13 protein-coding genes are annotated in these 12,378 nt (G+C 65.0%); 10 read left to right on the top strand and 3 right to left on the bottom strand.

Annotated elements, in window-relative coordinates:
• Both E4K09_RS24755 and E4K09_RS24760 read right to left on the bottom strand, forming a co-directional pair.
• The coding region (locus E4K09_RS24755) for a hypothetical protein (RefSeq protein ID WP_134500307.1) at positions 1 to 211 on the bottom strand (211 nt) is incomplete at its 3' end.
• A gap of 134 nt (positions 212 to 345) precedes the next feature.
• Complete coding sequence (locus tag E4K09_RS24760) at positions 346 to 738, bottom strand: response regulator (RefSeq protein WP_134500308.1); 393 nt, start codon at positions 736 to 738, stop codon at positions 346 to 348.
• A 648-nt stretch (positions 739 to 1,386) separates the two neighbouring features.
• On the opposite strand from E4K09_RS24760, the gene E4K09_RS24765 reads away from it, so the two are divergent.
• Complete coding sequence (locus tag E4K09_RS24765) at positions 1,387 to 2,130, top strand: glutamine amidotransferase (RefSeq protein WP_134500309.1); 744 nt, start codon at positions 1,387 to 1,389, stop codon at positions 2,128 to 2,130.
• 36 nt (positions 2,131 to 2,166) lie between these two features.
• Here the strand turns inward: E4K09_RS24765 and E4K09_RS24770 are convergent, their stop codons facing one another.
• Positions 2,167 to 3,600 (bottom strand): helix-turn-helix domain-containing protein, encoded by a 1,434-nt coding sequence (locus E4K09_RS24770; protein ID WP_134500310.1) that lies wholly within the window; start codon positions 3,598 to 3,600, stop codon positions 2,167 to 2,169.
• 219 nt (positions 3,601 to 3,819) lie between these two features.
• On the opposite strand from E4K09_RS24770, the gene E4K09_RS24775 reads away from it, so the two are divergent.
• From E4K09_RS24775 to E4K09_RS24815, 9 genes are all read left to right on the top strand, one after another.
• The gene (locus E4K09_RS24775; protein WP_134500311.1) at positions 3,820 to 4,029 is read left to right on the top strand and encodes a DUF4170 domain-containing protein; all 210 of its coding nucleotides are present in this window, start codon (positions 3,820 to 3,822) and stop codon (positions 4,027 to 4,029) included.
• A gap of 179 nt (positions 4,030 to 4,208) precedes the next feature.
• Positions 4,209 to 5,123, top strand: a complete 915-nt coding sequence (gene osmF, locus E4K09_RS24780; protein WP_134500312.1) for a glycine betaine ABC transporter substrate-binding protein OsmF — start codon at positions 4,209 to 4,211, stop codon at positions 5,121 to 5,123.
• A gap of 95 nt (positions 5,124 to 5,218) precedes the next feature.
• On the top strand, positions 5,219 to 6,385 hold the full coding sequence (locus E4K09_RS24785) for an ABC transporter permease (RefSeq protein ID WP_166802506.1): 1,167 nt from the start codon (positions 5,219 to 5,221) through the stop codon (positions 6,383 to 6,385).
• On the top strand, positions 6,382 to 7,320 hold the full coding sequence (locus tag E4K09_RS24790; protein WP_134500314.1) for an ABC transporter ATP-binding protein: 939 nt from the start codon (positions 6,382 to 6,384) through the stop codon (positions 7,318 to 7,320). Before E4K09_RS24785 ends, E4K09_RS24790 begins: the two co-directional genes overlap by 4 nt.
• Positions 7,317 to 8,069, top strand: a complete 753-nt coding sequence (locus E4K09_RS24795) for an ABC transporter permease (protein WP_134500315.1) — start codon at positions 7,317 to 7,319, stop codon at positions 8,067 to 8,069. The genes E4K09_RS24790 and E4K09_RS24795 overlap by 4 nt, the downstream gene beginning before the upstream one ends.
• Positions 8,066 to 8,632 carry a biliverdin-producing heme oxygenase gene (locus tag E4K09_RS24800; RefSeq protein WP_134500316.1) on the top strand — a complete coding sequence of 189 codons (567 nt, stop codon included), beginning with the start codon at positions 8,066 to 8,068 and terminating at the stop codon, positions 8,630 to 8,632. Before E4K09_RS24795 ends, E4K09_RS24800 begins: the two co-directional genes overlap by 4 nt.
• Positions 8,629 to 10,869, top strand: a complete 2,241-nt coding sequence (locus E4K09_RS24805; protein ID WP_134500317.1) for an ATP-binding protein — start codon at positions 8,629 to 8,631, stop codon at positions 10,867 to 10,869. The genes E4K09_RS24800 and E4K09_RS24805 overlap by 4 nt, the downstream gene beginning before the upstream one ends.
• Entirely contained in the window at positions 10,870 to 11,319 is a 450-nt protein-coding gene (locus tag E4K09_RS24810) for a response regulator (protein ID WP_134500318.1), read from the top strand.
• 9 nt (positions 11,320 to 11,328) lie between these two features.
• Positions 11,329 to 12,378 carry a sensor histidine kinase gene (locus E4K09_RS24815; protein WP_134500319.1) on the top strand — a complete coding sequence of 350 codons (1,050 nt, stop codon included), beginning with the start codon at positions 11,329 to 11,331 and terminating at the stop codon, positions 12,376 to 12,378.

A 12,378-nucleotide genomic window follows, 5' to 3' on the forward strand; every position in this document is an offset into this window, starting at 1 on the left:
GCAGGGTATCGCCGCCGATGACGCTCTGCTGCACCTGAGCCGCCCGCCAGAGGTCCTCGCGCACGAAGCGCATCTCCTCGCCGCCCTTGGCCGCCACGATCGCGCCCACGGCGGGAGCCTGCCGGGGAACCGGTGCCTGGGCATGCGCCTCACCCAGGCACAGCACGAGTGTGCTTGCCGCGGCAAGAAGCGGAAACGGACGAGCAGCCATGATGTCTTCTGTGATAACGTGTTCTGATCCTGCAAGCACGAGCTTAGCAGTTATGCGGCAGGATCAAAGCCGAATCAGACATCCTGTGGTGTGCTCAACGGCACACGACGCATTCCCTTTGGGAGAGCCTTGCCTCAGGACGCAACCGTGCGCCGGGCCATGATCAGCTTCTGCTTCAGGTCGTTCTGAGCGAAAGGCTTCTGCAGGACGGGACGGTCGCGGAAGGAGTCACGGATTCCCGCGCTGCCGTAACCCGTGGAGAACACGAAAGGAATCGCGCGCTGGGCCAGGGCCTCGGCGACCGGATAGATCGGCTCGCCCGCGACATTCACGTCGAGAATGGCCAAGTCCACCTGCTCCCGGGCCACGGCGTCCAAGGCGGCGGACAAGCGCGCGGCCGGACCGATCACTTCGCAGCCGAAGTCGAGCAGCATGTCTTCCAGCAGCAAGGAGATCGCCGCCTCGTCTTCCACCACGAGGATGCGCAGGCCGTTCAAATCTCCGTCGCTCGTCACGCTATCGGTCACGTTTTTACTTTCTTTCAGGCCAGACTCTGCATCATCGGCATTCGCTGCACCGGATCGGATCCGCGTGCTGGCGATGTCCGTCCCGGGAATCAGAGGGTTCTATCATTCTTGCACAGGGTGCAAAAGCCGACGGCAACCCTTCAAAGCCCCGAGCTTTACAACTTTGTTGATCTTAGAGCAGCCTCCACGAATTGCCTAGGTCCCGAACAGCTTGAGTTTGTTGGATAAAGTGGTGGTGGGGTGCGGCCTTATCGCGGCTTCCGTGCGACTCTTCGCCTTAGCTCTGATCGGAGCCTTCCCCATGCGCCGGGCGTGGCGCAGGACCGGTCCCGCGTGGTGGTCGCCTCCAAGGCCGATACCGAGGCGCGCCGCACCCGGTCTTCCGGTCCCTGACGACGGCGAAGCTCCAGGCGCTCAATGCCGAGATCGTCCTCAGGGACAAGCCGGCACGGGATGTCGCCGCACGTTGTCTCGACGAGCTGAGGGGAGCCAAGGCAGGGTCGCGAACCTCGCCTTGAGCCTTGCCTTGGGCCTTGCCCACACCCTGCCTATTCCTCGATAATCGCCTCATGTTCAGCCCATCCGTAGCCGTTCCGATCCTTCGTCCTTCATCGCAGCCCCCAACGCGCATGCCGTCGGAGCGGCGCCATGGCTAGGCGGGGGAAGGCGCCCATCCTCATTGTCCTGCACCAGGAGCATTCGACCCCCGGGCGAGTCGGGCGCCTGCTGGCCGAGCGCGGACACCGGCTCGATATCCGGCGGCCTCGTTTTGGGGACCCGCTCCCCGAGACCCTCGCCGAGCACGCAGGCGCGGTGATCTTCGGCGGCCCGATGAGCGCGAACGATCCGGACGATTTCATCAGGGCGGAGATCGACTGGATCGGGGTTCCGCTGAAGGAGAACAGGCCCTTCCTGGGCCTCTGCCTCGGCGCCCAGATGCTCGCCAAGCACATGGGCGCCGGCGTGTGGCAGCATCCGGAAGGGCGCGCGGAGATCGGCTATTACCCCCTCGTGCCGACCGAAGCCGGAGAGCGCCTGAGCGAAATCTGGGGCGTGCCCTGGCCGAGCCATGTCTACCATTGGCACCGGGAGGGGTTCGATTGCCCCGTGGGAGCCGAGACGCTCGCCACGGGCGACGATTTTCCGACCCAGGCCATTCAGGCCGGCGACAGGGCCTTCGGTCTCCAGTTCCATCCGGAGGTCACGCACGCCATGATCTGCCGCTGGACCGTCATCGCCGAGGAGCGCCTGTCCACGCCCGGCGCGCAGGACCGCGTCCGCCAGCTCGACGGACGCTTCCAGTACGATCCGCATGTTTCGCGCTGGATCGACCGGTTCCTCGATCACTGGCTCGACGAACCGTTCCCGGCGAAAGCAACGACCGGAGCCTAGACCATGGGACGCGGCCCTCCGGGTCCGCACGGTGCTTCAAGTTGCGTCGAACTCGAAGGGCGAGATGCCGCGCCTCATCTCGTCCACGATGAGGGCGTGCATCATGGGCGGGGCGGCGCGCTGCGGGCAGGCGACGCGTTCGCACAGGCGGCAATTGATGCCGATGGGCGTCGCGTCGGCGGCCGCGAGGTCGAGGCCGCGCGCATAAACCAGACGATGGGCGTATTTCAGCTCGCAGCCGAGGCCCACCACGAATTGCGGATCGGGCATGCCCCAGGGATTCGACGCGCGTTTGACCGCCCGGGCCATGGAAAACCAGCGGGAGCCGTCGGGCAGTTCGACGATCTGGGTCGCCACCTGTCCCGGCGTCTTGAAGGTGGAATGGAGATTCCAGAGCGGGCAGGTGCCGCCGAATTGCGAGAAGGGGAAGCGACCCGACGAGAAACGCTTGGAGACGTTGCCCGCCGCATCCACGCGCACGAGGAAGAAGGGAATGCCGCGTGCGCCCGGGCGGGCCAGCGTGGTGAGGCGGTGCGCCACCTGCTCGAAACTGGCGCCGAAGCGGGCCGCCAGCACCTCCACGTCGTATCCGAGGGCCTCCGCCGCGGCATGGAACTTGCCGTAGGGCATCATGAGCGCGCCGGCGAAATAATTGCCGAAGGAGACGCGCAGCAGGCGCCGCGCCGGACCATCCACGGGTTCGAGCTTGGCCGCCAGCGCATCGATGGTGGAGCGCATCTCGGCGAAGGCGAGCTGGTAGGCGGCCTGGAAGGTGCGGCCCGACGGATCCACGAGCTCGGAGATCAGGAGCTGGCGGCGGTGATGATCGTAGCGCCTCAAGTTGTCCGACATCACGTCGATGGGCATGACGCGCACGCGGATGCCGTGCTTGGAGCGCAGGCGCTCGGCGATGGCGAAGAACGGCTCGTGCCCCGACACCGCAAGGTCGGAGGCCAGCGTTTCGGCCGCATCGTCCAGGTCCGGAAAATGATTCTTGGCGTCGTGGATCAGCTCCCGGACCCGGTCCACCGGGTTGATCTGCGGCGCATCCTCGGCGCGGTCCCGGTCGTTGAGGCTCGGCGTGAACGTCTCGCGCGCGCCGCGCATGGCCTGATAGGCGCGATAGAGGCGGTTCACGGCATCCACGAGGGAGGGGGCGTTCTCGATGGTCTCGCGCAGCTCGATGCGCGAGACGGGCGCGCCGCGAAAGAGCGGGTCCGCGAAGATCTCCTCCAGTTCCGATGCCGTGCGCTCATGGTCGTCGTTGGCGAATTCGCGCGGGTCCAGGGAATAGGCATGGGCGAGCCGGATCAGCACCTGCGCGGTGATGGGCCGCTGGTTGCGCTCCATGAGGTTCAGATAGCTCGGCGAGAGCCCGAGCTCCTCCGCCATGCGGGACTGGCTCAGATTGAGATCGCGGCGCAAGCGCTTGAGACGCGGACCGACGAAGAGTTTTCTGCTCTCATCCATTTGTGAATCTTTTTACAAGTTTACTAAGCCTGCTGTGTCAGAGATTTACAATGCCACCTTTCTTTCGAAATCCAGCATTGAAACAAAGACTTCTTCTGGAATTATACCTGTCAGACGCCGTGCCGATACACAGAGTTTGTGGGTTGCTGAGGCGCTTTGTCAACGGATGTAAATCAAGATCATGGGCATCGAGCCCTTGAGGTCATACGGAGAACGGCCATGCAAAAGACTCGTTTCTGGGTGGTTGGCGGTGAATACACCTCCTGCGAATGCGAACTCCTGATTCAGGGCACCGAGCGCGTCGTCGGCCCCTTCGAGAGCCGGACGGAAGCGGAGCGCACCTGGCGCACCCTGTCCGAGGACCATCGTCCGCAGGCTCAGGTGCGGTTCACCATCGCGCAGGAGCCCCCGGCGATTTTAAGCGCTTGATCTGAGGCCAATCTTTCTCGCGACGTCACCCGCCGCCGGCCGATGCCGGCGGCGGGTGACGTCGCCGCGACACAAAGTTTTTATCGTCAGGGCCGGGACACCGGAGCCCTCCCTCTGCTTTAATCACGAGCGTGACCTAGAAATAACGCTGGCGCGCGTGTTCACGCGGAGGGGGAAGCATGAAGCCCATTCTGAAAACCTTTGTTGCCGCTCTGGCCTTGAGCCTGTCAGCCCTGACCCCGGCCGGGGCGGACGTGGTCGTCTCGTCGAAGATCGATACGGAAGGGTCGGTTCTCGGCAACATGATCCTGCTCGTCCTCGAGGCTAACGGGATCAAGACCCAGGATAGGATCCAGCTCGGTGCGACACCGGTGGTGCGCAAGGCGATCACAGCGGGCGAGATCGACATCTATCCCGAATATACCGGCAACGCGGGCTTCTTCTTCAACAAGGCCGACGATCCGCTCTGGAAGGATGCGGCCAAGGGCTACGAGACCGCCAAGAAGCTCGATTATGAGGCCAACAAGATCGTCTGGCTCGATCCCTCACCCGCCAACAACACCTGGGCCATCGCCCTGCGCCGAGACGTGGTGCAGGCCGGCAAGCTCAAGACGCTTTCCGATTTCGGCAAGTGGGTTTCGGGCGGCGGTGAGGTGAAGCTCGCAGCCTCCGCCGAGTTCGTGAATTCGGATGCTGCTCTGCCGTCCTTCCAGAAGGTCTACGGCTTCAAGATGAAGCCCGAGCAGCTCATCGTGCTCTCGGGCGGCGACACGGCGGCGACGATCAAGGCGGCGGCCGAGAGAACCAACGGCGCCAACGCCGCCATGGTCTACGGCACCGATGGCGGCATCGCCCCGTCGGGCCTCGTGGTGCTGGAGGACGACAAGGGGGTGCAGCCCGTCTATGCGCCGGCCCCCATCATTCGCGAAACGGTGCTCAAGGAGAATCCGAAGATCGCCGACATCCTCAAGCCCGTCTTCGCCTCCCTCGACCTCACCACCCTTCAGGGGCTGAATGCCCGGGTGCAGGTGGGCGGCGAGGCGGCGAAGGCTGTTGCGACGGACTACCTGAGGTCCAAGGGCTTCATCAAATAAGCACCCGATCGTTTGCGCGAGCAGACGGCGGGGTGGCAAAGGAAGGACCAGGGTTCGACGTGAGTTCCGCGACATCCAGAACGAGCGCGTTGGGCGTGGTTCCGCCCCGCCCCGCGCTCTCCTTCGACCATTTGGGGATCGTGCTCGCCGTTCTCATCGGCGTCGCGCTCTTCGCCGCCCCGTTCGCCACCTATCGCGCCACCCGCATCGCGTCCGGCGAGGCGCGTCTCCTGATCGAGGCGCTGCCGGTCGCCATGGCGTCCGCTCTGGTTCTCGTGGCCCTGGGCCTCGCGGCCGGGGCCGTCCTCGTGCGGGATCCTCTCGGCCGCCTGGGCTCCGCCGTCATCGGTCTCGCGGTCCTTCTCCCGTCCCTCGGCCTGTCGGCGGGGTTCCTGACGCCGGCCGACAACAGTTTCGCCCGCGTGTCGCCGTCGGCCGGATTCTGGCTCTTGAGCCTCTCGTTCTCGTTGCTCGCCGTCGATGCGCTGGCTCGGATGCGCCTCGGTCCCTTCGGTCGGCTGGTGGCCTTGGCCGTGGGCGTGAGCGCCCTGGCGCTCCTGCTGTTCTCCGGCATCTGGGACGATCTCTCGATCATCAAGGAATATCGCACCCGCGCGGACAGCTTCTGGCGGGAGGCGCGCCAGCACCTGATGCTCGCCGTGGGCTCCATGGCGCTCGCGTGTCTCATCGGCGTTCCCCTGGGCATCGCCAGCCATCGGCTGAGAACGCTTCGGACGGCCGTGCTGCAGGGCTTGGGCATCGTACAGACGATCCCGAGCATCGCCCTGTTCGGTCTTCTCATAGCGCCGCTCGGCGCCCTCGCGGCCAGCGTGCCGCTCGCCGCGGCCTTAGGCATCAGGGGGATCGGGGCTGCGCCCGCGTTCATCGCATTGCTTCTCTATGCGCTGCTTCCCATCGTGGCCAACACGATCGCCGGGTTGAACCAGGTGCCCGCGGTTGTCGCCGACGCGGCGCGTGGCATGGGGATGAGCCCATGGCAGCGGCTCGTGCAGGTGGAGCTTCCGCTCGCCCTTCCGGTGATCCTGGCGGGTATCCGCATCGTGCTCGTGCAGAATCTCGGCCTCGCCACGGTGGCGGCGCTGATCGGCGGCGGAGGCTTCGGCACGTTCGTCTTCCAGGGCATCGGACAGACGGCCATCGACCTCGTGCTGCTGGGCGCGATCCCGACCGTCGTCCTGTCCTTCGTCGCGTCCATCATTCTCGACGCGCTTGTCGACTTTTCCAAAGGGGCGCTTGCATGATCACAATCGATCATCTCACCAAGCGCTACGGAAGCACCCTCGTGGTCGACGACATCTCCTTCGAGGTCGAGGAGGGCACGCTTACGGTCGTCGTGGGAACGTCGGGCGCCGGCAAGTCGACCTTGCTTCGCATGATCAATCGCCTCGTGGAGCCGACCGGCGGACGCGTGCTCATCGACGGGGAGGATACGCGCACGATTCCGGAGGATGCGCTGAGGCACCGCATCGGCTATGTCATCCAGGGCTACGGCCTGTTCCCGCATCGCAATGTGGCGGACAATATCGCCACCGTGCCGCGTCTGCTCCGATGGGATCGCAAGAGGATCGCGCAGCGCGTGGAAGAGCTGCTCGATCTGTTCCAGCTCGACCCGGCGGAATTCGCTCATAAGTTCCCTCATGAACTGTCGGGCGGCCAGCAGCAGCGCGTCGGCGTGGCGCGAGCGCTGGCGGCGCGGCCTGCGCTCCTTCTGATGGACGAGCCCTTCGGTGCGCTCGACGCCGTGATCCGCTCCAAGGCGCAGGACGATCTCCTGGCCATCCAGCGCCGGCTGGGGACGACCATCGTCCTCGTCACCCATGACATGAACGAGGCGTTCCATCTCGGCGACCGCATCGCCGTCATGGATCAGGCCCGCCTCCTGCAATATGCGGCGCCGGCCGAACTCCTGATGCATCCGGCCGATGATTTCGTAGAGCGTCTCGTGGGAACGGCGGAGCGGCCTTTCCGTCTGCTGTCCCTCACCAAGGTCCAGGAGGTTCTCGAGGCCGGCCGCGCCGAGGGCGAGCCGATCACGGCGTCCGAGAGCCTGCACGAGGCGCTCTCGCGGCTCCTCTGGACAGGGCGCGCAGCCCTTCCGGTCGCCGATGCCGCCGGTGCGATCATCGGGCAAGTGAGCGTCGGGAGCATCCTTCGGCACGGGCGCCCGCTCCCATGAGACCGTCCTCCTTGGTCCGGCTGAGCGCATTGCTCCTGCTCGTGATCTTCGTCACGATGCCGGAAGCCTTCGCATTCCTGTTCGAGCCGTTGATCACGCCCGGAGCCCCGGCCATCTACAACCAGGGCAGCCTGTTCGCCCTGACGATGCAACATCTGCGCACGGTGTGCCTGGCAACCCTCGCGAGCACGCTTCTGGCCGTCGCGCTCGGCATCTTCGTCACGCGTCCCTCGGGGGCCGAGTTCCTGCCGCTGTCGCGCAGCCTCGTGAATATCGGTCAGACCTTTCCGCCGATCGCGGTTCTCGCCATCGCCGTGCCGCTCGTGGGATTCGGAGAGAAGCCCACCTTCGTCGCGCTGTTTCTCTATGGCCTGCTGCCCATCTTCGAGAACACGCTGACGGGGCTGACCCAGGTTCCCCCGACGGCCCTGGAGGCGGCGCGCGGCATGGGGATGAACGCATGGCAGCGCCTCGTGCAGGTGGAGCTTCCGCTCGCTCTTCCGATGATCCTGGCCGGCATCCGCCTGTCGGTCATCATCAGTTTGGGCACGGCGACCATCGGCTCGACGGTGGCCGCCAAAGGCCTGGGCGAGGTGATCATCGCGGGCTTGCAGTCGAACAATATCGCTTTCGTCCTGCAGGGCGGTTTGGTGGTTGCCCTCCTGGCGGTTCTGGTCCACGACGGACTGGGACTGCTCGAGCGGATCGCCGCGAGAAAGCTGGGCCGCTCCCTGGATGAGACGCCATGACGCTGCTCAAACGGCTGAAAGTCGAGACCGGACCCGCGCATGACCGGATCGAGGCCGCTATGGATCTCGACCGCCGGATCGCCAGCCGCGACGAATACAGGAACCTGCTTGTCCGATTCTACGGCTTCCACAGCGCCTGGGAGCGGTCCGCAAGTGCGGTTGCGCCGGACAGGGCCTTTTTCGAGAAGAGGTGCAAGACGGGGCTTCTGGTCAAGGATCTCGTCGCCCTGGGCCTCCGGGAAGACGAGATCATCCGTTTGCCGCAATGCGCTCCTCTGATGCCGCTGCCGTCGCCCATGGCCGTGCTCGGCAGCATGTATGTGGTCGAAGGATCGACCCTGGGCGGTGCGATCATTGCCCGCGAAGTGGAGCGCAAGCTCGGCCTCGGGGCGGAAACGGGCTGCGCCTATTTCAAAAGCTATGGACGGGAGACGGCCATGATGTGGAAGGAGTTCGGGGCAACGCTCATGGCGGCATCCACCCCCGAAGTCGACGACGTGATCGTCGAAACGGCGCGGAAAACCTTCGACGTCATGCACGACTGGTTGTGCGAGGCCCCATGAACGATCAAGCTCCGCAAGAGATCGATCTGACCGCCTGCGAGCGGGAACCGATTCACATTCCAGGCAGCATCCAGCCGCACGGAATCCTGTTCGCCATCGCGCGGGCGGACATGACGACGACGCATGCGAGCGCCAATACCGCATCCGTTTTCGGGATCGACCCTCTCTCGCTTCTCAAGCGGCCCCTGCGTGATGTTCTGCCGGAGGTGGCCGCCTTGCTCGACAGCGACTTGGCCGAGCCGATCCCCTTGGGAACGGCCCGATTCGTGCGGACGATCGTGCTCGAGACATCCCAGGGGAAAAAGGCTTTCGATGCCGTGCTCTCCCAATCCGACGGGCACATCGTCCTCGAGCTCGAGATCGTACCGGAGGATGCGGTCTCCAGCATCGACGCGCTTTATCCCACCATGCGGCGCTTCGTGGAGGAACTGCACGGCGCCTCGACGGTCGACAGGCTCTGCCAGCTGGCGGCCGAAGACATCCGCCGGATGACCGGGTTCGACCGCGTTCTCATTTACCGCTTCGACGAGCACTGGAACGGCACCGTCATCGCCGAAGACCGCAACGAGCTCCTGCCGTCCTACCTCGACCTGCGCTTTCCCGCCTCCGACATTCCCGCCCAGGCGCGGGAGCTATATCGCCGCAACCGGCTGCGCATCATTCCCGATGCGAATTATCAGCCGGTCGCGATCCAGTCGCACGATCCGGCGCCGCTCGATCTGAGCGACTCGGTTCTGCGCAGCGTGTCGCCCGTGCATCTCGAATACATGCGCAACATGGGCACGCCCGCCTCCATGTCGATCTCGATCCTGCGTGACGGCGCGCTCTGGGGCCTGATCTCGTGCCACAACAGCACCCCCAAACGCGTCTCGCTCCCGGTGCGGAACGTCTGCGACTTCCTCACCCAGATCTTCTCGCTGCAGCTGGAGGCGCGCGAGAACACGGCTCTGGCCGAAGCCCGCGTGCGCTTGGGCGCCGTCCAGGCACGCCTTCTCGCCTACATGGCCGGGGAGAACGTGTTCATCGACGGCCTCGTGGCCCATCCCGACGACCTGATGCTGCTGGCCGGCGCGCACGGCGTCGCCATCGTCACGGACGAGCACTGCTGGCGGCTCGGCAAGACACCGAACGAAGCCGAGGTGAAGGCACTCTACGCCTGGCTCTCCGAGCATCATCAGGAGGATGTGTTCGTCACCGATTGCCTCGCGGAGCTCTTCCCCGCAGCGCAATCCTACCCGGACACGGCGAGCGGCCTTCTCTCCATCTCCATCTCGAAGATGCGTTCGAGCTACATTCTCTGGTTCCGGCCCGAGTTGGTGCAGACCGTCAGCTGGGGCGGCAACCCTGAAAAGCCCGTCCGGGAAGAGGCCGGGACCCTGCGGCTTCATCCCCGGCGCTCCTTCGAGATCTGGAAGGAGATCGTCCGCGGCCGCTCGGCGGCTTGGGATCAGAGCGAGGTCGAGGCGGTGAAGGAGCTGCGCAACGCCATCGTCGGCATCGTGCTGCGCCGTGCCGAGGAGCTGGCCGCCTTGGCGGACGAGCTTCGCCGCTCCAATAAGGAACTCGAGGCCTTCTCCTATTCCGTGTCGCATGATCTGCGCGCGCCGTTCCGTCACATCGTGGGTTATTCGGAGCTCCTCAAGAAGCAGGAATGGACGGAGCTGTCGGACCGCGGCAAGCGGTATATCGATACGATCATCGAGGCGGCCTATACGGCGGGAACCCTTGTCGACAACCTGCTCCGCTTCTCGCAAATGGGCCGCACGGCCCTCAAGCCCCGTTTGGTCGACGTGGAGAAGCTCGTCGGCGAGGTGCGCCGGAATCTCGTGGATCATCTGGGGGAACGCCGGATCGAATGGGTGATCGGCGCGCTGCCTTCCATCACGGCGGATCCGGTTCTGCTCCGGCTCGTTTTTGAGAATCTTTTGGATAACGCCGTCAAATATTCTCGAACCCGGGATATATCCCATATCGAAGTGGGTTCTTACCGGGATCAGGGGGACATTGTCTACTTCGTGCGGGACAATGGCGTCGGCTTCGATATGAAGTACGTCAACAAGCTGTTCGGGGTTTTCCAGCGCCTGCACCGGATCGAGGATTTCGAGGGAACCGGGATCGGGCTGGCCAATGTCCGGCGCATCGTCGAAAGACACGGGGGGCGCAGCTGGGCCGAGGGCCAGACCGATGGGGGCGCGACCTTTTACATTGCCCTGCCCGAGAGTGAAGGAGCGGCGTGAATGCCGGAATTGAAACCGATCCTGTTGGTTGAGGACAATCCGAAGGATCTCGAACTGACCCTGGCCGCGCTGGAGCAGAGCCAGCTGGCTAACGAGGTCGTCGTTGTGCGCGACGGCGAGGAGGCGCTCGATTTTCTCTACCGTCGCGGCGCGCATGAGAGCCGCAACACCGCCGATCCCGCCGTGGTGCTGCTCGATCTCAAGCTTCCGAAGATCGACGGGCTGGAGGTGCTGGAGATGGTGAAGGCCGATCCGCACCTGAGACAGACCCCCGTGGTGATGCTCACGTCCTCCCGGGAGGAGAGCGATCTGATCCGCAGTTACGAGCTGGGCGTGAACGCCTTCGTGGTGAAGCCGGTGGGCTTTCGCGAGTTCTTCGATGCGATTCAGGATCTCGGCGTGTTCTGGGCCATCCTCAACGAGCCGCCGCCCCGGCGGGCCGACGGCTAAGGCAACCCCATGGACCGGGTGACCGCTTTCTCGTCCAGTCGAACGCTCCGCGTCCTTCTCCTGGAGGACAGCGCGCTCGATGCCGAACTGGTGGCCGAGGCCTTGTCCTCTGCGGGATTGTCGGTATCCGTGGAACGCGTGATCCTGGAGGATGAGTTCGCCAGGGCGCTTCGCGACGACTCGTGGGATCTGGTGCTGGCCGATTATCGTCTGCCCGGCTTCGATGGGCTGAACGCTCTGGCCCTGGTGCGGGAGCATCGCCCGGAACTGCCTTTCATCTTCGTGTCCGGCGCCCTCGGCGAAGAGGTGGCCGTCGAGGCGCTCAAGCGCGGCGCGACCGATTATGTCCTCAAGGACAGGCTGGACCGGCTACCCGCCACGGTGCTGCGGGCGCTGGCCGAGGCCCGGGAACGGAGCGAGAGGCGTCAGGCCCAGGAGGCCTTGCAGAAGCTGCTCGACGAGCGCACCGCGCTGCTGCACGAACTCGATCATCGGGTGAAGAACAACCTGCAGCTCCTCCTGTCGCTGATCGGCATCGAGAGCCGCCATGCGGAAGACGAGGCAACCAGCCGCGTGCTGGGGCGCATGAGGGAGCGCCTTCAGGCCCTCGGTGCGGCCCATCGCGACCTCTATGACGGAAACGGCTCATCCCGGTTCGACGTGACTGGCTTCGCGCGCGGACTCTGCGAGGAGCGGATCGCTGCGATCGATGATCCCGTCATCACGCCCGAGTTCGACATCGAGGCCATCGAGGTGGAGGCCGCCAAGGCCGCGCCCATGGCGCTTCTCTTCAACGAAATCATCGTCAACGCGCTCACCCATGCCTACGGCGAGCGCCACGGCAAGCTGAAGCTCGCCATGCGGGTGCGCGACGGCCGGCTTCTGTTCCAGCTGTCGGACGACGCATTCAGCTCCGAGGAAAAACGGGCCGCGCGGGAGGGCGCCTCAGGAACGGTGTTGAAGGGATTGGCGCGTCAACTCGACGCCCATGTCGAGTGGCCCGATGACGATCCCGAGGTTCTGGTCCGGGTCGTCATGCCGGTTCAAGAAGTCGGCTGA

Origin of the sequence: Microvirga pakistanensis, assembly GCF_004458765.1 — a bacterium.
GTDB classification, from domain to species: domain Bacteria; phylum Pseudomonadota; class Alphaproteobacteria; order Rhizobiales; family Beijerinckiaceae; genus Microvirga; species Microvirga pakistanensis.